Below are 21457 nucleotides of genomic sequence, written 5' to 3' on the forward strand. Positions count from 1 at the left end.
ATTTTTTTAAAACCCACAGACACCCCCCTGTTCGCGCGCCGGCCCCGGGTGCACTCGTGGGGGGGGGGGCGCCCCCCGGGCCCCGGCGGGACGCCCGTCACCGCACCACCCGGAGAAACACCCGATGACCCACGTCGCGGACCCCGAGCGCTACAACGGCACGATGCGTTACCGGCGCACCGGACGCTCGGGGCTCGACCTGCCCGTCCTGTCCCTCGGCTACTGGCACAACTTCGGCGACGACCGGCCGCTGGAGACCCAGCGCGAGATCGGCCTGCGCGCCTTCGACCTCGGCATCACCCACCACGACCTGGCGAACAACTACGGCCCGCCCTACGGCTCGGCCGAGACCAACTTCGGCCGCCTGATGCGGCGGGACCTCGCGCCCTACCGGGACGAACTGGTGGTCTCCACCAAGGCCGGCTGGGACATGTGGCCGGGCCCCTACGGACAGGGCGGCGGCTCCCGCAAGTACCTGCTCGCCTCGCTCGACCAGTCGCTGAAGCGGACGGGCCTGGAGTACGTCGACATCTTCTACTCCCACCGGCTGGACGCGAGCACGCCGCTGGAGGAGACGATGGGCGCCCTGGACACCGCCGTCCGCCAGGGCAAGGCCCTGTACGTGGGCATCTCCTCCTACGACGCCGAGCGGACCCGGCAGGCCGCCGCGATCCTGCGTGAGCTGGGCACCCCGCTGCTCATCCACCAGCCCTCGTACAGCATGGTGAACCGCTGGATCGAGTCGGAGGGCCTGCTGGACGCCGCCCAGGAGGAGGGCTTCGGCGTCATCGGCTTCACCGCCCTGGCCCAGGGGCTGCTGACCGGCCGTTACCTCGACGGCGTCCCCGGGGACTCGCGGGCGGCACAGGGCACGTCCTTCGACACGGCGTGGCTGTCGGACGACATGCTGCGCCGGCTGCGCGCCCTGAACGACATCGCGGCGCGCCGCGGGCAGAGCCTCGCCCAGATGGCGCTCGCCTGGGCGCTGCGCGACGAACGCGTCACGTCCCTGGTCGTCGGCGCCTCGCGGGTCGAGCAGCTGGAGCAGAACGTGGCCGCGCTGGACAACCTCGACTTCAGCGCCGAGGAGCTGGCGGAGATCGACGCGTACGCCACCGACGGCGGCGTCGACCTGTGGCGCGAGGCCCGCACCGGCACCCTCTCCTGAACGGCGCACGCCGGGCGACGCAGCACGGCGAGGCCCCCGCCCTGGACGGGGGCCTTGCGCGTGAGCGTTGGGCAGGCCTTGCACCTGCATCTCCCCGCGGGAAGCGGGGTGTCTTTCCTTGGACCACCAACGCGCGGCCGGGCGCCGGGAGTTCCGGCGGCCTGCTCGTGTTCCACGGTAGCCAAGGCCCGCCGGCCGCGCCTGACGGGACGCGCCCCGCCTCACCCGAACGCGCGAGCACGGCTGGTCAGCGCCCCGGTCCCTACTCGGGAGCGTCCCGGCCGAGCGGCCGCCGGCGGGAACGGCCGCATCCCCGGCTCCCTGGCTCGCAGCAGACGTCGTACGGTGCGGGGCAGGGCGCCCTGCGATACGAGTACGGGCCGCCCCTGCCGAGGAGGTCACCGCCATGGACCGGATGCTCGCCGCCCGCCTGCACGTGCCGAGCCGCACCCTGCGCGTCGAAGAGGTGCCCCGCCCCCGGCCCGGCCCGGACGAGGTCCTGGTGAAGGTGGAGGCCGCCGGGGTGTGCCTGTCCGACGTGCACCTGATCGACGGAACCCTCAGCCCGGTGCTGCTGCGGGAGGACACCGTGACCCTGGGGCACGAGGTTTCGGGCACCGTCGTGGAGACCGGGGCGGGGGTCACCCGGTGGACGACGGGTCAGCGGGTCGTGCTGCACGCCGGGGAGTTGCGCGACGGCGCCCCCCACACCCGCGGGGTGGACTACGACGGCGGCTGGGCCGAGTACGCGCTGTCCTCGGCCCACGCCCTGCTGCCGCTGCCCGACACCATCCCCTTCGAGCTGGGCGCGATCCTCCCCGACGCCGTGTCGACCCCGTGGGGCGCCATCACCGCCACCGGTGCGGTGCGGCCCGCCGAGGCGGTCGGCGTGTGGGGCGCGGGCGGGCTGGGGGTGCACGCGGTCCAGTTGCTGCGTGCCGTGGGCGCGTGCCCCGTCATCGCGGTCGATCCGAGCACCGCCGCCCGGGAGCGCGCCCTGGCCGTCGGGGCCGACCTCGCGCTGGACCCGGCCGACCCCGAACTGCGGGCCCGCGTCCGCACCGCGACCGGCGGGGCGGGCCTCGCGGCGGCGTTCGACTTCGCCGGAGTGCCCGCCGTGCGCGAGCAGGCCCTGTCCGTCCTGGCGCCCAAGGGGCGGCTCGTCCTGGTCGGACTGACCGACAAGCCGCTCAGCGTCACGAACGGCACCCGGTTCAGCTACCTGCAACAGCGGATCCTCGGCCACTACGGTTCCGACATGCCGGTGGCCCTCCTCGAGCTGCTCCGCCTGGTCCAGGGCGGTCGCGTGGACTTCTCCGCATCGATCAGCGGCGTACTGCCGCTCGCGCAGGCCGCGCGGGCGGTCGAGATGCTGGAGAAGAAGGAGGGCGACCCGGTGCGCCTCATCCTGCGCCCCTGAGAGTCCGCCCGGCAGGACGGCCGACCACGGGCGGCAGCACGGGTGTCAGATCGCGTACGGTGCCCGTCGCGTGCGGTGCGGGTCCGGGGGCGGTCGGTGCCGGGTCCGCGTCACCCGCCCCCGCGGCACCGCCCTCGGTCCCCGCGGCCCCGCCCCCGGCCGCCTGGGCCGGCAGGACGGGCCCCAGCAGAAGGCCACCCCCCAGCGCCAGAACCGCCACCACCTGCCGCCCGCCGATGCGTCCGACATGACCGGACAAACGCCACCTCCTGGTGTCCGCCGGGCTGTCGCGCCCGGCACAGGGAGGCTGGCAGAACGATGATCACCGCGTCGGCGTGTCCGGTCCGGCTCCCCCGGAAGAGGGACACCCCGGCGGGAGGATGACGACAGTCACGGCCCGTCTCCGGCGCCGTCCTCACCGGTCGCGGGAGCCCGCACCGTGCGTCCTGGACCACAGGGGTCACTGCCCCACGCTGAACCCCTTCTTGGTGTAGGCGCATTCGGTGTAGATGTACCCCGAGCGCAGCTTGGCGGTGTCGGAGGCGGGCGACGAGGCGCTCGCGCCGCGCGGCTTGTGCAGGAAGTACGTCGTCCCGGGCGGCAGCGAGATCGTCCGCTGCGGGTAGTCCTTGCCGCTGTCGCTGCAGGGGTGGAAACCGCCGAGGGCCAGGGTCGCGCCGAAGGAGTACGCGGAGCAGCTGCCGCAGGCCTTGATGGTGACGCTTCCGGTGACCGGGCCCGTGTACAGGACCTCGATGTCGTCCGGGCTGTCGTTCTTGATGGTGACCTGGATGCTGCCGCCCGAGTCCGTCGTCGGCAGGCGCTTTCCGGCGGCGGGGACCGTCTGCGCGATCTGTGCCGCGATGGCGATCATCTGCGCCCGGGCCCGGTTCCGGTCGTGCGGGTGGTCCCGGACGAAGTCGTTCATGCTGGTCAGGGAGGCGGCGAAGTCGCCGTCCCGGTACTGGTCCACGCCGCAGGCGTAGCCGCCGGAGGCGGCGCCGCGGCTCGCCCGTTCGGCGTCGGAGACCAGGGCGTCGGCGACGGCAGGCGCGCCGGCCGCGACACCGCGGATCTGCGTGCCGAGGCCGCGCAGGCGGCGTACCGCGGTGCAGGGGTCGTCGCCCTGGACGTCCTTGGCGGCCCGGTCTACGACGGACCTGACGGCCGGCTCGGCCTTGGCGGCCTGGCCCGATCGGGGGAAGGCGGTGAGCAGTTCACCGAAGTGCCCCGTCCAGCCGTCCTGGCCACCGGTCAGCTCGTTGGACCCGCAGGCGTACAGCGCGTCGGCCAGGCGGGGGTCCGGCCAGGTGGCCAGGGCGCCCAGCGTCTGCTTCGGCATCCGGTCGGGGACCGTCCGCAGGTACTTCAGCGGTGCGATGGCCTCGCAGTACTTCTGCTGCTCGTAGGCCGCGCCGACCGTGCGGTAGTAGGCCGTCATGCGGTCCGGCAGGCGGTGGGCCGCGCGGGAGCCGGGGTGGTCGTGCCCGAGAGCGGCGTAGACGGCCAGAGCCTCGCGGAATCCGGCCTGCGCGGTGTCGAACGGCTGGTTCGCACGGGCCCGTACGAGGTCGTCGGCCCGCTGGAGGCGGTCCAGGAGCATCTGCTCGGTGGCCTCGTCGCGTGCCTTGCCGTAGAGCAGGCCGCCGCCGGCCGGCACGGCCAGCAGCACCAGGCCCAGCACCGCCGCCACGGGGGCGCTCGCCGGCCAGGACAGCCGCGTGCGCAGGCCGGTGACCGCCCCGTGCGCGGCCGCGGCCCCCAGGACCACGGCGTAGGCGACGAGGAGGGCGGCCGGGACCCCGTCGGGGTCGGCCGGGAGCGCCACGACGAGCAGGACCGCGGTCGCGGCCCAGCACAGGCCGGCCGGTATCCAGCGGCGCAGCAGCACGTAGCCCAGGCCCAGACCGGTGAGGTTGAGGAGCGCCACCGCGACCGCGCGCACGGCGTCCGGCGCCGCGGGCGGCGGAGCCGGGGGCCTGGGCGGCATCGGTGGCACCACGAACGCGTCGGCCGCTCCCGGAAATTCCCCGGACATGTCGGCTCCCCCCGTCACTCTCTACCAGCATGTCGGCGAAGTACCAGTGTACGGGTCATCGGCCTTGCTCCGACAGGGAGTTCGGCCGCTCGGACCCCGAGCACAGCGGCGCGCGGACGGCCGGTCGGGGAGCCGTCGGCAGCGGGGGCTCGCCCCGGTCGGCGGTCAGTCCGTGCCACAGGGAGCCGACCCCCGCCGCCCCGATGCGTTCGGCGAGCACCGACTCGACGACGGCGATGGCGGCCCGGGCGCGTGTGTGGCGACGCCCGATCGCCACCCTTCCCATGAGCCCTGTGCATGATTTCGTGAATCTTCAGGCATTGGACGCATGTGTCCCGCGTGATCGACCCTGGAAGGGCATGCACCCACCACCACGAGGAGTCGATCGGTCCATGAAGGCGTCGCGTCGCGTCCCGTTCACCCCGCTGCCGCTCGCGGCGGCGGCGCGGGGAGCCGTCGCACTCGCCGTGCCGCTGCTCGTCGGCGTGGCCACCGGCCGCATCACCCCCGCGGTGCTCGCGGGCATCGGCGCGCTGTGGGGGGTGAGCCAGGACGGCGACGACCCCTACCGGCTGCGGGTGCGGCGGCTGGCCTGCACGGGCCTGTCGGCCGCCCTCGGCCTGCTCGCCGGGGAACTCGCGCTGCGCAGCGGCCGGCCGGGCGCGGTGACCGTCTGCCTGGTCGCCGCCGCCCTGCTCGCGGGCTCCGTCAGCCTCCGCGGGCCGCTCGCCTCCGTGGCCGGCCTGCACCTCCTGCTCGGGGCGACCGTGGGCGGGGGCATCCCCGTGCCGGGGCCGTGGTGGCAGGCCCCGCTCGCGCTGCTCGCCGGGGTCGCGGTCGTGGTCGTGCTCTGCGCCACGCCCTGGCTGTGGCGGCGGCACGCCATCGAGCGGACGGCCGTCCGCGCCGTCTTCCGGGCCGCAGCCGAGGCCCTGGCTGCGGCGGGTTCGCCCGGGGCCGAACCCGCGCGGCGGCGGCTGACCTCGGTCCTCGACCACGCCCACCGGGTGATGGGCCGCCATCTGATCGGCCGCGCCCGTCCCGGCACGGAGCGGGACGCGCTGCGGACCGCCTTCCACACGGCGGTGCGGCTCGGCGAAGTGACCTCGGCACTGGTGTGGGAGGGACGGCCACTGCCCCGATGGGCCGGCCAGGTGCCGCTGCTGACGGCGGCCCGGCTGCTGCCCGAGCCCGGGAGGACGGCGGCCCGGCCCCCGGCCGGGACGGGCAAGACGGGTGAGACGGGTGAGACGGACAGGACGGGCGAGACGGCGGCCCGGCCCCTGCCCGAGACGGGGGACACCCCGGACCCCGAGCCGGACTCCCCCGGCCTGCGTGCCCTCGCCGCCCTGGCCGCGGAGTGCGGCCGGACCCGCCCGGACGCCCCGGCGGCACGTCTCCCGGCGTTCCCCTGGCACGGACGGGCCGCCCAGGTGCGCTACACCGTGCTGCTCGCGGGCTGCATACTCGTCGCCCAGCTGTGCGCCGTGCTGCTGCACGGCCCGCGCGGGTACTGGCTGCCGATGACGGTGGCCTTCGTCTACAAGCCGGACTTCGGCCCCGTGCCGCGCCGGGCCCTGCACCGCTGCGCGGGTACGGTCGCCGGGGTGGCCGCCATCGGCGCGGTGACCCTGCTGACGAACGACACCTACGTCCTCATCGGCGCCGTGGCCGCCTTCGGCGCGCTCATGGCCGTCGGAGTGCGCCACCACTACGCGCTCGCCACGACCGCCCTGACGGCGATCGTGTTCGTCCTCGTCGACCTGCTCGGCGACCACCGGGCGCTGTACTCGGCGCGCATCCTCGACACCGCCCTGGCCGCGGCCGTCGTCCTGGTCGCGCACCTCGCGCTGTGGCCGGACTCCGCGCAGGGCCGGGCGCGCGCGCAGACCGAGGCCGCCCTGGCCGCCGCCCGCCGCTACCGGGACCTGGCCCCCGGCGCCCCGGCGACACAGCGGCACGCGCTGCGCCGGACGGCCTACCACCGGCTCGCCGAGGCCCGGCGGGCGCTGGTCCACGCGCAGGGCGAGCCGGGCCGGCCCGGCCGGGGCGCGCGCGACCTGCCCGGCCTGAGTGGTCTGGCGGACGCCGTCGGCGCGGCCGAGCGGCTCTGTGACGCCGTCAGTGCCCGGAACCTGGGCGCCGCGCCGGCCGCGTCCGCGCTGCGTGCTCCTCGCTGCGGCGTGGCGGGTGCGATGGGAGGATGAGCACGATGGATCTCCAGGTGCTGCGTGCGTACCAGGCGGTGGCCGAGGGCCTCACGGTGACGGAGGCCGCCGCCGACGCCCGTGTCACCCAGCCCGCCCTGTCGCGGGCACTGCACCGGCTGGAGGACGAGGTGGGCGCGGAACTGCTCCAGCGGGTCGGGCGTGTGCTGCGGCCCACCCCGGCCGGGCGGGTGTTCAAGGAGTACGTCGACGCCGCCCTGGACGCCTGCGACCGGGGGCGGCGGGCCGTGGCCGAGGTCGTCGACCCGGAGGCGGGCGTGGTGTCGCTGGCCTTCCTGCACACACTGGGCACCTGGCTGGTGCCCCGGCTCGTCACGGGGTTCCGGGAGGCCCTGCCGCAGGTCCGCTTCGAACTGCACCAGCACGAGGAGAACGGTCTGGTCCAGCACCTCCTGGCCGGCACCGCGGACCTGGTGATCACCAGCGGCGATCCGGAGCATCCGCTGATCACCTGGCGGCGGCTGCTGGTCGAACCGCTCTGGCTCGCCGTGCCCACCGGGCACCGCCTCGCCGGGCGCCCCCGGGTCCGGCTGGCCGAGGTCGCCGAGGAACCGTTCATTCTCCTCAAACCGGGCTACGGCCTGCGCAGCGTCACCGAGACCCTGTGCCGTCAGGCGGGCTTCGCCCCGCGGGCCGGCTTCGAGGGCGAGGAGGTGCACACCCTGCGCGGACTGGTCGCCGCCGGACTGGGCGTGTCGCTGATCCCGTCGTCGCCGGACGCGGCGGCCGGCCCGGACTTCCCCATCCGCTACCTGGAGATCACCGACGTGCACGGCGCGCGCGACATCGGCATCGCGCGGCTCACCGGCCGCACCCTGCCGCCGGTGGCGCGGCGCTTCCTGGACCACGCGCTGCGGGCGACGGCCGCTTCGGCCGGCGAACCCGCCGGACGAGGGTGAGGGCGTCCCGTGGACCGGCGCCGGAGCCCTCGTGTTCTCGCTGCGGACATGCCCTTGCCTGGAGCAATGGGGCGTGCGGCACGGGGCCGCCCGGCACTCTGGTGGTTTGACCGAGCCCGTCGGGAGTCCCTGTGAACAGGCCGCCTGAGTCCCCCCGAGCGGACCGCCGCCCGCGGGCGGCGCGCGCGGTCGTACGCGTGTCCGGTCCTCCCGCGTCCTCGCGGGCGGCGGCGGGGCGTCGCGGGAGACGACGGTGAGACGACCGTTCGGGCGCGGGTACGGCTCCTTGCGGGCGGCGCGCAGGAAGTCCGAGCAGCCGCGCGTGCCGGCGCCGCCCCCGTGGCTGCTCTGGCTGCCGGTCGTCTACCTCGCGGTGGTGCTGGCCATCGAACCGGTCACTCCGGTGGACTGGCCGGTGAGTTTCCTGCTCATCGCGCTGCCCCTGGTCGCCGCCTACGCCTACGGCCCCGTCGCGGTGGCAGCCGTCACCGTCTTCGCCATCGTGTTCGAAGGTGTGCTGGCGGGCACCCCGTGCTGCGCGGGCCGCACCGTGGGCTACCTCTGGGACCGCCACTACGTGGCCAACTACACCTGCACCGTCCTGGTCGGCGTGCTCGGGACGATCCTGGCGGTGCACCGCACGCGCCGCGAACGCACGCTCGCCACGGTGCGTTTCGTGGCGGAGACCGCGCAGCGGGTGTTACTGCGCCCGGTCCCCCGCCGGCTCGGCCAGGTCTCCGTGGAGACCCTGTACCTGTCCGCGGCGGCGGAGGCGCGCATCGGGGGCGACCTGTACGAGGCGGTGCCGACGGCGTTCGGGGTACGGCTGCTGGTCGGCGACGTCCGGGGCAAGGGGCTGGTCGCCGTCGAGACGGCGGCGACGATGCTCGGCGCTTTCCGGGAGGCCGCCCACGACGAGCCCGACCTGATCGGCGTCGCCCGCCGCATGGAGCGGAGCATGAGCCGCCACGCCGCGCAGCTTCCCGGCGGGGAGGCGGCCGAGCGCTTCGTCACCGCGGTGTTCGCGGAGATCCCCGACCACGAGCCGGTCGTCCGCATCGTCAACTGCGGGCATCCGCCGCCGCTGATCATCAAGGAGGGCGGGGTCGCCGAGCTGCACGCGACCGACCCCTCCCCGCCCATCAACCTGGGCGTGCTGATCGGCGACGGCTACCACCTGGACGTCGAACCGTTCCGGCCCGGCGACCAACTGCTGCTCTACACCGACGGCGTCACCGAGACCCGCGACCGCCAGGGGACCTTCTACCCGCTCGCCGACCGCGTCGGCCCCTGGGGCGGTCTCGCGCCCCGCGAACTCCTCGACCGCCTGCACGAGGACCTGGTCGCCTACAGCGGCGGGCACCTCGACGACGACCTCGCCGCGCTCGCCGCGTACCGCCTGCCCGGGGACTCCCGCGCCTGAACCGCTCCCGAACGACGACTCGCGGACCACTCGCGGACCGTTACCGAACCGCTCACCGGCTGCTTGCGGACCTCCCGAACCACTCGCCGGCCGCGCCTGAGCCGACGCGGTCCGCCCGTGGATCAGCGGGCCGGTGCCGTCCGGTGGCCCGCCCGGTCGCGGCGCGCCAGCGCGCGCTGGGCCCGCGACAGTCCCGGCGGGAGCCTGCGGCGCAGCGCGGCGCGTGCGGCGTTGGCGCCCGGCGCGCCGTGGACGCCGCCGCCGGGATGGGCTCCGGCGGAGGCGAGGTAGAGACCGGCCACGGGCGTCTCGGGACGTCCGGTGCCGGGCACCGGGCGGAAGACCAGCTGTTGGTGCAGGGCAACGGTGCCGCCGTTGATGGAGCCGGTGTCGAGATTGCTGTCGAGCGCCTGGAGGGTGGGCGGGGCCAGGATCCGGCGGGCGCGGACCGTCGCACGGAAGCCCGGTGCGAACCGTTCGACCTGCCGTTCCACCCGGTCGGCCATGATCTCCTGCTCGCGGGTGTCCCACGCGCCGGTCAGCCCCTCGTCCGCCGCGTCCCCGGTGATCTCCCGGGGGACGTGCGTGTAGGCCCAGGCCGACTCGGTGCCGCGCGGGGAGCGCGAGGGGTCCGCCGTCGTCATCTGGCCGAACAGCGCGAAGGGCCGGTCGGGGACCTGCCGCATGGCGATCTGCGCGGCGAACCGGGTGAGTTCGTCGAGGCCGTCCGCCAGGTGGACGGTGCCCGCCCCTGCGGTCGGCCCGGTCCGCCACGGCACGGGGCCGTCCAGCGCCCAGTCGACCTTGAAGGTGGCGAAGTCCCACTGGAAGCGGCGCAGGTCGGCGAGGAGCTGCGGGGGCAGGTGCTCGGGGTCGACGAGGCCGCCGTACAGGGCGGGCACGGACACGTCGGCGAGCACGGCCCGGTCCGCGGCCACCACGGCGCCGCCCGCGGTGCGCACACCGACGGCACGCCCGCCGCGTACGACGACGTGGTCGACCCGCTCGCCGCAGCGCAGGGTGCCGCCCTGCGCGCGCAGCCGCCGGGTCAGGGCCTGGGTGAGGGCGCCGGCTCCGCCGACCGGGACGGGGAAGCCGTTGGTCTGGCCGAGCATGGACATCAGCCAGCCGAACCCGCCGCTGCCGGCGGACTCCGGCGCGAGGTCGGCGTGCAGTGCGTTGCCGGCCAGGAGCAGCCGGCCGCCCTCGCCGCGGAACTCCTCCTCCCCCATCCGGCGCACCGGGAGCAGCATGGTGCGGGCCAGCCGCAGCCCGCCCGCGCCCCGCAGCCGGGCCGCCAGCCGGGCCCCGGCCCTGACCGGCGGGAACGGGGCGAACAGGGCGTCCATCAGGTCGGGTCCCAGCCGCTGCCAGATCTCGTGCAGGCGTCGCCAGGCCGCCCCGTCCCCGGCGGCGAACGCGTCGAGGGAGGCCGCGGTGGTGTCGATGCCCCGGTCCAGGACGGCGCACCGGCCGTCGGTCAGGGGGTGGGCCAGCACGTGCGGGGCGTGGCTCCAGCGCAGGCCGTGGTCCTGGAGCCGGAGCCGGGCCAGGACGGGCGAGGCGGCGGCCAGCGGGTAGAAGGAGCTGAAGAGGTCGTTGACGAAGTCCGGGTCGACGCCCCTGTCGTGCCGCACCGCCCCGCCGGGTTCGGGCTGTTCCTCCAGGACCTCCACGCTCCAGCCCGCGTCGGCCAGCAGGTTCGCCGCCACCAGGCCGTTGGGGCCGGCCCCGATCACCACGGCATCAGGCATGGCCGCCTCCCGCTCCGTGCGCTTCGGCGGTGTCCCGCGGCGCCTGGCGGGCGCGTGCCGCGTCGCCCTCGCACACCTTGGCGAGGCGGGCGAGCATGGCGCGGTGCCGGATCTGGATCAGCGCCTCGACGCCCACGTTGTGCACTACGCCGCCCGCGCCCTGCAAGGGGTGCTCGTCCACGATGACCAGGCAGTGCTCGCCCCAGGGGCGCAGTTCGACGGAGATGCGCGCGGTGCCCAGGAAGCCCGCTTGAGCCTCCAGTTCGAGCAGGGTGCCCTCCGCGCAGTTGCGGACGATGGTCTGGTTGGTGAGCCGCAGCGGTCCGAGGCGGACCTGGTACTCGATGGCGGAGCCGAGCTGCGGCCACCGTCCGCGCACGGGTTCGGAAGTGGCCGTGCCCACGACCCACTCGGCGTAGCGGGTGCCGTCGGCGAGCAGGGCCCACACGGTCCCGGGTGTGGTCTTGATCAGACGGTGACGTACGGCCACGCGTGCCTCCGGGAGTCGCTGTCGTGCCCTCGCCCGCCCGAGTGCCCCCTGGCGCCCCGGCCAACCGGCGCCTTGCGGGCGTGCCCGCCCCGCCGGCCGGCTACCCGCGTCGGGGCCCGTCGGGTCCGTCCTGGTGGCCCGCGTGCGGGTCGGCCCCGGCCGGGCGCGCCCCGGCGTCGGGTACGGGCGGCAGCGCGAGGTGGGTGAGGTCGCCGGGCGGCGGGGTCGTCACCGGCCACAGCGGGGCGGGGGTGCCGTCGGCCACCGCCGCCGGGGCGTCGGTGAGGTTCATCCGCTCGCGCAGGCGGCCGTAGAAGTCCATGGGGCCCAGCCGTACGGCCCGCAGCCGGCGCGGGGCGGCGTACACGCCGATCCAGTCGCCCGCGTCCAGCACGCCCCGCAACTGGCCGTCGATGCTGACGGCGGCCTGCCCGGACCGTTCCAGCACGCGCAGCGCCACGGGTTCGTCGGGCGCCGCCACCACCGAGCGGTTGAACGCCATGTGCGGGGCGACGGGGGTGAAGACGAGGGCGTCCGCGCGCGGGGAGACGACGGGGCCGCCGGCGGCGAAGCTGTAGGCGGTCGACCCGGTGGGGGTGGCGACGAGCAGGGCGTCGGCGGAGTACGACGCCAGGAGCCGGCCGGCGATGTAGACGCCGACGGACACCTGCCGGTCGCGGGCCAGTTTCTCCAGCACGATGTCGTTGAGCGCGGTGACGTTCAGGGCGATGCCCCAGTCGCCGCCGGCCTCGCAGTCGGTGCGCACGCGGGGCGGGGGCAGCAGCGGGCGGCGGCCGTAGCGCATCAGCTCCTCGATGCCCGCGGGCACCTCCAGGCGGCGTGAGGCACGCAGGGTGAGCAGCATGCGGCTCTCGACGGTCAGCCGGTCCTCGACCACGGCGTCCAGGGCTGCGCGCACGACCGTGGCGGGCACCTCGGTGAGGAAGCCGACCCGGCCGAGGTCGACGCCCAGGACCAGGGCGTCGTGTTCCGCGGCGAGGCGGGCGCCGCGCAGGAAGGTGCCGTCGCCGCCCAGGGTGACGATGAGGTCGGGGTCGCCGGCGGCCTCCACCTCCTCGCCCGCGCTGCGCCGGCCGCCGTCGTGCCACACGTCGATGTCGGTGCACCGCACGGCGCGCTCCTCGCACCAGGCGTGCACGGTCCCTTCGGCGGCCACGGCCTCGGGCCGGCCGCCGTGCACGACCAGGCCGATCCGACGCACTGTCACAGCTTTGGCGGGTTCCCCCCGACGGGAGCCGGTAGCGCGGGAACAAGGTAAAGGAATCGCATGGTCCAGTCCAAGGAATCACCTGGTCCAGACCAATCCGTTGACGTGCCCGCAACACCCTCAGGAAGCTGGGGCGACTTCCCCACCACCTCCCCTGGAGGCACGCAGTGACACGTCTTCGCGCATGTCTGGGCGCGACCGCCGCCGTCGGGCTCGCCGCCCTCGGCACCACCGCACTGGTCGCGGGCAACGCCTCGGGCGCGCCGAGCGCGCTGAGCAACCGCTGGTACGCCGCGGCCCCGTACCTCATGCCGCTGGACAACGATCCGCCGAACGCCGGCGCCATCATGGACGCCACCGGCCTGAAGGCGTTCCAGCTCGCCTTCGTCCTCGCCCCCGACGGCGGCGGCTGCTCGCCCACCTGGGACGGCAAGGCCGCGGTCTCCTCCGACACCGCCGTGAAGTCGGTGATCGACGCCATCCGCGCCAAGGGCGGCGACGTCTCCGTCTCCATCGGCGGCTACGGCGGCACCAAGCTCGGGCAGGCCTGCTCGGACGCGTCCGCCACGGCCGCGGCGTACCAGCAGGTCATCACCAAGTACGGCCTGCACGCCATCGACTTCGACCTGGAGGAGCCGGAGTACGAGAACACCGCCGCCATCAAGAACGAGATCGGCGCGGCGAAGATCCTCCAGCAGAACAACCCCGGGCTGTACGTCTCCGTCACCACCGCGGGGACCGCGGACGGCACCGGCTGGTTCGGCAAGCAGATGCTGCTGGAGGCCAAGTCCCAGGGGTTCACGCCCAACAACTTCTCCATCATGCCGTTCGACGGCGGCTTCAACGGCGCGGCGTCCCAGACCGCCGCGCTGACCAAGTTCAACCAGGTCCTGCAGTCCACCTTCGGCTGGGACGAGGCGACCGCCTACGCCCACGAGGGCTTCTCCGGCATGAACGGCCGCAGCGACACCGGGGAGATGTTCCCGCAGAGCGACTTCCAGACCGTGCTGGACTTCGCCACCGGCCACAACATGGACCGCTTCACCTTCTGGTCGCTCAACCGCGACCGCCAGTGCTCGCCGCCCGACAACGGCGGCCGGACCTCGGGCACCTGCTCCAGCGTGCCGCAGAGCTCCTGGGACTTCGCCAAGTACTCGGTGAAGTTCGCCGGGGTGACCCCGCCCACGACGCCTCCCACCACGCCGCCGCCGAGCACCGGCTGCAAGACGGCGTGGAACGCGACCACGGCGTACACCGGGGGCAGCGAGGTCTCCTACGGCAAGCACAACTGGAAGGCCAAGTGGTGGACGCAGAACGAGATCCCCGGCGCCTCCCAGTGGGGCCCGTGGCAGGACGAGGGCGCCTGCTGACAGCCTGAGCGGCGGGCCGGCCGGGCCGCGGGCGATCCCCGCCGCCCGGCCGGCCGCGCACCGCGCGCTCAGGGCCGCTTGGCGACCGTCAGCAGCGCCGCGGCGTCCTCGACGGCCTCCAGGCTGTGCCGGGCCGGGGGCACGATGAGCAGGTCCCCTGCCATGCCGTCCCAGGAGGCGTCGCCGCTGCGCAGGCGGACGCGGCCGCGCAGCACCAGCACGGTCGCCTCGCCCGGGTTCTCGTGCTCGGTCAGCTCGGTCCCGGCGCGCAGAGTGATCAGGGTCTGCCGCAGCACGCGCTCGTGGCCGCCGTAGACGGTCTCCGCGCTGCGGCCGGTGGAGGAGGCCTCCGCCCGTTCCAGGTGCTCACGGGCGCGGGCGTCGAGGGAGATCTTCTGCATGGCTGTACTCCTGCTGACGGACGAGGGCGGACGGGCCGGTCGGGGCGGGCGGCGGGCCGGGGCTCAGTAACGGACGCCGATGCGGCGCCAGCGGCGGCCGCTGGTGCCCGGCTCGGCGGGGTGGGCCGGGACCCGGCGCCGGTAGAGGACGTACGGACGCCACAGATACCACAGCGGGACGCTCCAGGCGTGCACCAGCCGGGTGAAGGGCCACACGGCGAGGATCGCCCAGGCCGCGGTGGCGTGGACCTGGTAGATCAACGGGGCGTGGGAGATGGCCGCGACGTCGGGGTTCCCGGCGAACAGGCCGCGGAACCACAGCGCGACGCTCTGCCGGTAGTCGTAGCCGGCGCCGAAGAGGTTGACGCCCATGGTCGGGATGATGCCCAGCACGATCACGACGGCCAGCAGGAGCAGCGCCAGCCAGTCGACGGGGCTGGTGGAGGCGCGCACGCGGGGCACGGTGGTGCGGCGGAAGGCGAGGACCGCGACCCCGGCGAGCACGGCGAGCGCGGCGACGGTGCCGCCGATGGTGGAGAACCAGCGGTAGGTGTTCTCGGGGATGCCGAGCCACCGGGTGAAGGACTCCGGGACGAGGATGCCGAGCACGTGGCCCGCGATGGCCGCGAACGTGCCGTAGTGGAAGAGGGGCCCGCCCCACTTGAGCAGGCGCCGCTCCTGGAGCTGCGTGGAGCGGCTGGTCCAGCCGAACTGGTCGTAGCGCCAGCGCCACACGTGGCCGACGACGAAGGTGACGAGGGCGAGGTAGGGCAGGATGACCCACCACCACAGGTCCCAGGAGTTCATCGGTTCTCTCCGGTCGGGGCGGGGACGGGCTCGGCCGGGGGCGTCGGGTGCGCCGAGGGGGCGGAGGCGGCGGCCATGTACTCGGGCGGCGCGAACGGCTCCAGGCCCACCTGTTCGGCGGGCGGCCCGTCGGCGGCCAGCCGCCGCCAGGTCTCGCGCTCGCGGCGGCCCGGCCGGGGCAGCCGTCCGCACACCGCCTCCAGTACGGGTGTGTACGGGTCGGACCGCTCGGCCAGCGCCCGGCGGAGCAGTTCGAGGCCGGCCCGGCACTGCACGAGGACGCGGTGCCCGGGCTCCGGGGCGAGCGCGGCGAACTCCAGCACGAGCGGGAGGAAGTCCGGCAGCTCGGACTCGGGGGGCTCGTGGCCGGCCGCGCGGTAGGTGTGCTTGAGGGCGAGCAGCGCCATGCCGCGGGCGCGGGTGTCGCCGTGCCGGTAGTAGGTCAGGTGCAGGGAGCGGCGCCGGGTGTGGTCGAAGGTGGCCACGTAGCGCTGGGCGGCCTCGGTGGGTGCCAGGCTCCGCAGGTGCTCGGCGACGGCGGCCAGCCGGGCCCGGTCGGCGGCGTCGGTGACGGCGGGCAGGACGGCGGTGACGTCGTCGAGGCAGGCGAGCGCGCCGGGGTCCGGGTAGCGCAGCAGGACGGCGGCGACGCGGTGCACGAGCGGGGTGTCCGCGGCCCGGTGCGGGGTGCGGCGCGGGGCGAGGCGCGGGCTCATGAGGCGTCTCCCGGGGTTCCGAAGAGTCCTGGTGCCGGACCGTCGCCGTTCCAGCCGAGGAGGTTGAAGCGCACCTGTCCCTCGCTGTCGCGGAACTGGCTGCCGCCGCCGGGTGCCGTGAGGCCGGGCAGCGCGGGCGGCGGCAGCGGGCCGAGCCGGTCCGCCTCGCGCGCCCCGGAATCGCCCACGCCGCCGGGGTGGTCCAGGGAGCAGTGCTGGGCCATCAGCGCGCCCGATCCCTCGGCGTGCGCCTTGGGGACGACGTAGCGTTCCTCGTACTTGGCGACGGCGAGCAGCCGGTACAGGTCCTCGATGTCGTCGGCGCTCGCGCCCACGCGGTCGAGCAGGTCCCGGGGGGCGGGGTCGCCGAGCTGCCGGGCCCGCATGTGGGCGCGCATGGTGGTGAGTTTGCGCAGCACGCCCTCGACCACGGCGGTGTCACCGGCGGTGAAGAGGTTCGCCAGGTACTCGACCGGGATGCGCAGCGCGTCGATGGCGGCGAAGATCCGGTCGGGGTCGTCGTCGTGGTAGCCGGTGGCGTGCACGGCGTCGGCGACCGGGGAGAGCGGGGGGACGTACCAGACCATCGGCAGGGTGCGGTACTCCGGGTGCAGGGGCAGGGCCACCCGGTGTCGTTTGATCAGTGCGTACACCGGTGAGCGCCGGGCGGCCTCGATCCAGTCCCGGGCGACGCCGTCGCGTTCGGCGGCCTCCTGCACCCAGGGCTCGTCGGGGTCGAGGAAGACGGACAGCTGTGCCTCGTACAGGTCCTTGTCCTCCTTGACGGAGGCCGCGTCGAGGACGGCGTCGGCGTCGTAGAGCAGCACGCCCAGGTGGCGCAGCCGGCCGACGCAGGTCTCGGAGCAGACGGTGGGCTGCCCGGCCTCGATGCGCGGGTAGCAGAAGGTGCACTTCTCGGCCTTGCCGGTGCGGTGGTTGAAGTAGACCTTCTTGTAGGGGCAGCCGGAGACGCAGAACCGCCAGCCGCGGCAGCGGTCCTGGTCGACGAGGACGATGCCGTCCTCCTCCCGCTTGTACATCGCGCCCGAGGGACAGGAGGCCACGCAGGACGGGTTGAGGCAGTGCTCGCAGATCCGCGGCAGGTAGAACATGAAGGTGTGCTCGAACTCCATCCGCACGCGTTCGGCGAGTCCCTTCAGGTTCGGGTCGGCGGCGGCGTACTCACCGGCGCCGGCGAGGTCGTCGTCCCAGTTCGGGCCGTGCACGGGCCGCATGTCCCGGCCGGTCAGCTGGGACTTGGGGCGGGCGCTGGCGAAGCTGTCGGACAGGGGCGCGGTGGTCAGGCTCCGGTAGTCGTACGTCCACGGCTCGTAGAAGTCGTCGAGGGAGGGCAGTTCGGGGTTGTAGAACAGGCTGAGCAGCTTGCGCACCCGGCCGCCGGACCTGAGCGTCAGCCGGCCCCGCCGGTTCAGGGTCCAGCCGCCCTTCCACTTCTCCTGGTCCTCGTAGCGGCGCGGGTAGCCGGCGCCCGGCTTGGTCTCGACGTTGTTGAACCAGACGTACTCGGAGCCCGGCCGGTTGGTCCAGGTCTGTTTGCAGGTCACCGAGCAGGTGTGGCAGCCGATGCACTTGTCCAGGTTCATCACCATCGCCACCTGGGCCATGACCTTCACGTGAAGTCGACCTCCTGTGCGCGGCGGCGGATGACGGTGATCTCGTCCCGCTGGTTGCCGGTGGGACCGATGTAGTTGAAGCCGTAGCTGAACTGGGCGTAGCCGCCGATCAGATGGGTGGGTTTGATCAACAGCCTGGTCAGGGAGTTGTCGCCGCCGCCGTGCAGTCCCGAGGTCTCGGTGCGCGGTACGTTCAGGTGGCGGTCCATGGTGTGGTACATGAACACGGTGCCCTCGGGCATGCGGTGGGTGACCACGGCGCGGCAGGCGACCACGCCGTTGCGGTTGTACGCCTCGATCCAGTCGTTGTCGGCGGCGCCGATCCTCTCCGCGTCCAGGGGGCTCATCCAGATCACCGGCCCGCCGCGGAACAGCGTGAGCATGTGCAGGTTCTCCTGGTACTCGGAGTGGATGGACCACTTCGAGTGCGGGGTCAGGTAGCGCACGACGAGTTCGCGGTGCCCGGCCGGGTGGCGGCGTGGGTCGCCGACGTGGGCGAGCATGTTCAACGGAGGCCGGTAGAGCGGCAGTTGCTCGCCGAACTCGGCCATCCAGTCGTGGTCGAGGAAGAAGTGCTGGCGGCCGGTGAGGGTGTGCCAGGGTTTGAGGCGTTCGACGTTGACGGTGAAGGGCGAGTAGCGCCGGCCGCCGGACTCGGTGCCGGACCACTCGGCGGAGGTGATGACCGCGCGGGGCTGGACGCGGGTGTCCTCGAAGGTGATGCGGTCGCCGGCGCGTTCCTCGGCCAGGTCGGCGAGCGGGACGCCGGTGCGTTCCTCCAGGGCGCGCAGCGACTGCACGGCCACCCGCCCGTTGGTGGTGCCGGACAGCGCCAGGACGGCCTCGCAGAACTGGTCGTCGCGGGCGATGGACGGCCGTCCGTCGGCGACCCCGCCGCGGACCGTGCCGTTGCGCGCGCGCAGGTAGGCGATCTCCTCCCCGGGTTTCCAGGTGAGGCCCTTGGTCGAGGTGCCGAGGGTGTCGATGAGGGGGCCGACGGCGGCCATCTTCTCGGCGACCTTGGTGTAGTCGCGCTCGACCACGATCAGTTTCGGCAGGGTGCGGCCGGGGACGGGTTCGCACTCGCCGGCCCTCCAGTCACGGACCCGGCCGTGCGGCTGGGCCAGTTCGTCCGGGGTGTCGTGGGCGAGCGGGGCCGCGATGACGTCACGGCGCACGCCGAGGTGGCCGGCGGCCAGGCGGGAGAACTCGGCGGCCATCGCGTGGAAGATGTCGAAGTCGCTGCGGGTCTGCCAGGGCGGTGCGATCGCCGGGTTGAAGGCGTGCACGAAGGGGTGCATGTCGGTGGAGGACAGGTCGTACTTCTCGTACCAGGTGGCCGCCGGCAGCACCACGTCGGAGAACAGGCAGGTGCTGGTCATCCGGAAGTCGACGGCCACGGACAGGTCGAGCTTGCCGACGGGCGCCTGCTCGCGCCAGGTGACGTCCGCGGGACGCAGGTGGGGCGGGGTCTCGGGGGCCGTCACCGCGTCGTCGGTGCCGAGCAGGTGCCGCAGCATGTACTCGTGGCCCTTCATCGAGGACGCGAACAGGTTCGCGCGCCAGATGAGCAGCACCCGGGGGAAGTTGGCCGGGGCGTCCGGGTCCTGCGCTGCGAACCGCAGCCGTCCCGCCTTCAGTTCGCCGACGATGTGGTCGGCGACCTCCTTGCCGGCCCGTTCGGCCTCGTCGCACAGGTCGAGCGGGTTTCGGTCGAACGCCGGGTGGGAGGGCATCCAGCCCAGCCGGGCGGCGAGCGCGTTGCAGTCGGGCAGCGTACGGCCCGCCAGGCGGCCCTGCCCCAGTTCGCTGGTGAGCACGTCGGCGGGGAAGGCCTCGTAGCGCCACTGGTCGGTGGCCAGCCAGAACAGCGGGGTGCCGACCATGTGCCGGGTGGGCCGCTGCCAGTCGAGGCCGAAGGCGAGGTGGAACCAGCCGGTGAGCGGGCGCACCTTCTCCTGGCCGACGTAGTGCGCCCAGCCGCCGCCGTTGACGCCCTGGCAGCCGGTGAGCATCACCAGGGACAGGAAGCTCCGGTAGATCTGGTCGGAGTGGAACCAGTGGTTGGTGCCCGCCCCCATCGCGATCATGGACCGGCCGCCGGTGCGTTCGGCGTTGCGGGCGAACTCCCGGGCCACCCGGGCCGCCGCCCCGGCCGGCACGGAGGTGACGGTCTCCTGCCAGGCGGGGGTGCAGGGCACGGCCGCGTCGTCGTAGCCGGTGGGCCAACGGCCGGGCAGGCCCGCGCGGGCCACCCCGTACTGGGCCATGACGAGGTCGAAGACGGTGGTGACCAGGCGGCCGCCGATCCGTGTGGCCGGCACGCCCCGCCGCAGCACCGACCCGGACTCCCCCGGCCCGGTGTCGAAGCGCGGCAGGTCCACCGCCACCGCCTCGCCGCCCGGCCGCCCGTGCAGGGACAGCAGCGGGTCGACGCCGTCGAGCCGCAGGTTCCAGCGGGGACCGTCCTCGGGGGACGTCCAGCGAAAGCCGAGCGATCCGTTGGGCACGACCGCCTCGCCGGTGCGGGCGTCCAGGAGCACGGTCTTGAAGGCGGCGGCCTCCTCGCCGCCCGCCCCGGGCAGGTCCGCAGCGGTGAGGAACTTGTCGGGCACGTACGCGCCCTCGCGCTCGCGCAGGGTCACGAGGAACGGCAGGTCCGTGTAGGTCTTGGCGTACTCGGTGAAGCGGGGGACGTGCCGGTCGCGGTAGAACTCGGTGAGGATGACGTGGCCCATGGCCATGGCGAGCGCGCCGTCGGTGCCGGGAGCCGCGGCGAGCCAGTCGTCGGCGAACTTGGTGTGGTCACCGTAGTCCGGGGAGACCACGACGACCTTCTGGCCGCGGAAGCGCGCCTCCGTCATGAAGTGCGCGTCGGGCGTGCGTGTGATCGGCAGGTTGGTGCCCCACACGATCAGGTAGCCGGCGTTCCACCAGTCGCCGGACTCCGGTACGTCGGTCTGGTCGCCGAACACCTGCGGCGAGGCCATCGGCAGGTCGGCGTACCAGTCGTAGAAGGAGGAGATCGTCCCGCCGATCATCGACAGGTAGCGGCTGCCCGCCGCGTAGGAGGCCATCGACATCGCCGGGATCGGCGAGAAGCCGACGATGCGGTCGGGGCCGTACCGCTTGACGGTGTGCACCTGCGCCGCCGCCACCAGTTCGGTGACCTCCTGCCAGGTGCAGCGCACGAAGCCGCCCTTGCCGCGGGCCCGCTTGTACGCCGCGCACCGCTCGGGGTCGGAGGTGAGCCACTCCCACGCCGCGACGGGGTCGACGGTGCGGGAGCGGGCCTGCCGCCACAGGTCCAGGAGCGGGCCGCGCACGTAGGGGTAGCGGATCCGGGTCGGCGAGTACGTGTACCAGGAGAAGGAGGCGCCGCGCGGGCAGCCGCGCGGCTCGTACTCGGGCGAGTCGGGGCCCACGGACGGGTAGTCGGTGGCCTGGGTCTCCCAGGTGATGATCCCGTCCTTGACGAACACCCGCCACGAGCAGGAACCCGTGCAGTTCACCCCGTGGGTGGAGCGCACCTCCCGGTCGTGCCGCCACCGCTCCCGGTAGAACTCGTCGGCGGCCCGGCCCCCGTCCCGGTACAGGACCCGCCGGTCGGGCGACTGCTCCCCGGGGAAGAAGTACTGCGCCGAGCGCATCAGACGGTCGAGAGCCTCACCAGAGCGGTCGGTGCTCACACGCTCGCCTCTCTCGCGCAGGACCCGGCCGACGCGTCCTGCCCATGTCGGGACCCGGCCGTCGCCAGTCTTGATCGTCACCGACCGGACGACAAGCGGCCAATCGCGCGAATCATCACAAACGCCTCCTACCGGGGGGCGGCGTAAGGTGATCGTGCCGGGGCACTGAGGGGGAACGAACGGGCCCCGGTC

16 protein-coding genes are annotated in these 21457 nt (G+C 74.2%); 6 read left to right on the plus strand and 10 right to left on the minus strand.

Annotated features, from left to right (window positions below; all coding sequences use genetic code 11):
* Nucleotides 1-124: 124 nt before the first annotated feature.
* Together mgrA and ACFC02_RS31185 are read left to right on the plus strand one after the other, a co-directional pair.
* Nucleotides 125-1168, plus strand: a complete 1044-nt coding sequence (gene mgrA / locus ACFC02_RS31180; protein WP_376364563.1) for an L-glyceraldehyde 3-phosphate reductase — start codon at nucleotides 125-127, stop codon at nucleotides 1166-1168.
* 406 nt (nucleotides 1169-1574) lie between these two features.
* Entirely contained in the window at nucleotides 1575-2588 is a 1014-nt protein-coding gene (locus ACFC02_RS31185) for a zinc-binding dehydrogenase (RefSeq protein ID WP_376364566.1), read from the plus strand.
* Between the two features lie 460 nt (nucleotides 2589-3048).
* Here ACFC02_RS31185 and ACFC02_RS31190 read toward each other — a convergent pair whose 3' ends face one another.
* Nucleotides 3049-4626 (minus strand): hypothetical protein, encoded by a 1578-nt coding sequence (locus ACFC02_RS31190; protein WP_376364569.1) that lies wholly within the window; start codon nucleotides 4624-4626, stop codon nucleotides 3049-3051.
* A gap of 55 nt (nucleotides 4627-4681) precedes the next feature.
* On the minus strand, nucleotides 4682-4903 hold the full coding sequence (locus ACFC02_RS31195) for a hypothetical protein (protein ID WP_376364572.1): 222 nt from the start codon (nucleotides 4901-4903) through the stop codon (nucleotides 4682-4684).
* A gap of 115 nt (nucleotides 4904-5018) precedes the next feature.
* On the opposite strand from ACFC02_RS31195, the gene ACFC02_RS31200 reads away from it, so the two are divergent.
* The 3 genes from ACFC02_RS31200 (at nucleotide 5019) to ACFC02_RS31210 (ending at nucleotide 9176) form a co-directional block, all read left to right on the plus strand.
* Nucleotides 5019-6833, plus strand: coding sequence for an FUSC family protein (locus tag ACFC02_RS31200; protein WP_376364575.1), 1815 nt, complete (start codon nucleotides 5019-5021; stop codon nucleotides 6831-6833).
* Nucleotides 6830-7753: a LysR family transcriptional regulator gene (locus tag ACFC02_RS31205; protein WP_376364578.1), complete on the plus strand. Its 924-nt coding sequence runs from the start codon at nucleotides 6830-6832 to the stop codon at nucleotides 7751-7753. The genes ACFC02_RS31200 and ACFC02_RS31205 overlap by 4 nt, the downstream gene beginning before the upstream one ends.
* Before the next feature lie 253 nt (nucleotides 7754-8006).
* Nucleotides 8007-9176: a PP2C family protein-serine/threonine phosphatase gene (locus ACFC02_RS31210; RefSeq protein ID WP_376364581.1), complete on the plus strand. Its 1170-nt coding sequence runs from the start codon at nucleotides 8007-8009 to the stop codon at nucleotides 9174-9176.
* Between the two features lie 122 nt (nucleotides 9177-9298).
* Here the strand turns inward: ACFC02_RS31210 and ACFC02_RS31215 are convergent, their stop codons facing one another.
* The 3 genes from ACFC02_RS31215 to ACFC02_RS31225 all read right to left on the minus strand — a co-directional run bounded on the left by ACFC02_RS31215 (nucleotide 9299) and on the right by ACFC02_RS31225 (nucleotide 12648).
* Nucleotides 9299-10930 carry a phytoene desaturase family protein gene (locus ACFC02_RS31215; RefSeq protein WP_376364583.1) on the minus strand — a complete coding sequence of 544 codons (1632 nt, stop codon included), beginning with the start codon at nucleotides 10928-10930 and terminating at the stop codon, nucleotides 9299-9301.
* Complete coding sequence (locus tag ACFC02_RS31220) at nucleotides 10923-11420, minus strand: SRPBCC family protein (protein ID WP_376364586.1); 498 nt, start codon at nucleotides 11418-11420, stop codon at nucleotides 10923-10925. The genes ACFC02_RS31215 and ACFC02_RS31220 overlap by 8 nt, the downstream gene beginning before the upstream one ends.
* A 100-nt stretch (nucleotides 11421-11520) precedes the next feature.
* Nucleotides 11521-12648 carry an NAD(+)/NADH kinase gene (locus tag ACFC02_RS31225; RefSeq protein WP_376364589.1) on the minus strand — a complete coding sequence of 376 codons (1128 nt, stop codon included), beginning with the start codon at nucleotides 12646-12648 and terminating at the stop codon, nucleotides 11521-11523.
* A 167-nt stretch (nucleotides 12649-12815) separates the two neighbouring features.
* Here ACFC02_RS31225 and ACFC02_RS31230 point away from each other — a divergent pair, with 167 nt between their 5' ends.
* Nucleotides 12816-14018, plus strand: a complete 1203-nt coding sequence (locus ACFC02_RS31230) for a carbohydrate-binding protein (RefSeq protein ID WP_376364592.1) — start codon at nucleotides 12816-12818, stop codon at nucleotides 14016-14018.
* Nucleotides 14019-14086: 68 nt separating this feature from the next.
* Here ACFC02_RS31230 and ACFC02_RS31235 read toward each other — a convergent pair whose 3' ends face one another.
* The 5 genes from ACFC02_RS31235 to ACFC02_RS31255 form a co-directional block, all read right to left on the minus strand.
* Nucleotides 14087-14419 carry a cupin domain-containing protein gene (locus ACFC02_RS31235; RefSeq protein ID WP_376364595.1) on the minus strand — a complete coding sequence of 111 codons (333 nt, stop codon included), beginning with the start codon at nucleotides 14417-14419 and terminating at the stop codon, nucleotides 14087-14089.
* A 63-nt stretch (nucleotides 14420-14482) separates the two neighbouring features.
* On the minus strand, nucleotides 14483-15226 hold the full coding sequence (gene narI, locus ACFC02_RS31240) for a respiratory nitrate reductase subunit gamma (RefSeq protein ID WP_376364598.1): 744 nt from the start codon (nucleotides 15224-15226) through the stop codon (nucleotides 14483-14485).
* On the minus strand, nucleotides 15223-15942 hold the full coding sequence (gene narJ / locus ACFC02_RS31245) for a nitrate reductase molybdenum cofactor assembly chaperone (protein ID WP_376364601.1): 720 nt from the start codon (nucleotides 15940-15942) through the stop codon (nucleotides 15223-15225). Before narJ ends, narI begins: the two co-directional genes overlap by 4 nt.
* The gene (gene narH / locus ACFC02_RS31250) at nucleotides 15939-17576 is read right to left on the minus strand and encodes a nitrate reductase subunit beta (protein WP_376364604.1); all 1638 of its coding nucleotides are present in this window, start codon (nucleotides 17574-17576) and stop codon (nucleotides 15939-15941) included. The genes narJ and narH overlap by 4 nt, the downstream gene beginning before the upstream one ends.
* Nucleotides 17573-21226: a nitrate reductase subunit alpha gene (locus ACFC02_RS31255; RefSeq protein ID WP_376364626.1), complete on the minus strand. Its 3654-nt coding sequence runs from the start codon at nucleotides 21224-21226 to the stop codon at nucleotides 17573-17575. Before ACFC02_RS31255 ends, narH begins: the two co-directional genes overlap by 4 nt.
* Nucleotides 21227-21457 lie beyond the last annotated feature (231 nt).

Source organism: Streptomyces sp. NPDC056160, assembly GCF_042268205.1.
Lineage (GTDB): Bacteria > Actinomycetota > Actinomycetes > Streptomycetales > Streptomycetaceae > Streptomyces.

Bases quoted from the DNA above. Each gene is read 5' to 3' on its own strand.
- ACFC02_RS31255 (WP_376364626.1), bottom strand. From the start codon at position 21,226: ATGCGCTCGGCGCAGTACTTCTTCCCCGGGGAGCAGTCGCCCGACCGG.
- ACFC02_RS31215 (WP_376364583.1), bottom strand. From the start codon at position 10,930: ATGCCTGATGCCGTGGTGATCGGGGCCGGCCCCAACGGCCTGGTGGCG.
- narI (WP_376364598.1), bottom strand. From the start codon at position 15,226: ATGAACTCCTGGGACCTGTGGTGGTGGGTCATCCTGCCCTACCTCGCC.
- ACFC02_RS31200 (WP_376364575.1), top strand. From the start codon at position 5,019: ATGAAGGCGTCGCGTCGCGTCCCGTTCACCCCGCTGCCGCTCGCGGCG.
- ACFC02_RS31185 (WP_376364566.1), top strand. From the start codon at position 1,575: ATGGACCGGATGCTCGCCGCCCGCCTGCACGTGCCGAGCCGCACCCTG.
- narJ (WP_376364601.1), bottom strand. From the start codon at position 15,942: ATGAGCCCGCGCCTCGCCCCGCGCCGCACCCCGCACCGGGCCGCGGAC.
- ACFC02_RS31190 (WP_376364569.1), bottom strand. From the start codon at position 4,626: ATGTCCGGGGAATTTCCGGGAGCGGCCGACGCGTTCGTGGTGCCACCG.
- ACFC02_RS31235 (WP_376364595.1), bottom strand. From the start codon at position 14,419: ATGCAGAAGATCTCCCTCGACGCCCGCGCCCGTGAGCACCTGGAACGG.
- mgrA (WP_376364563.1), top strand. From the start codon at position 125: ATGACCCACGTCGCGGACCCCGAGCGCTACAACGGCACGATGCGTTAC.
- ACFC02_RS31205 (WP_376364578.1), top strand. From the start codon at position 6,830: ATGAGCACGATGGATCTCCAGGTGCTGCGTGCGTACCAGGCGGTGGCC.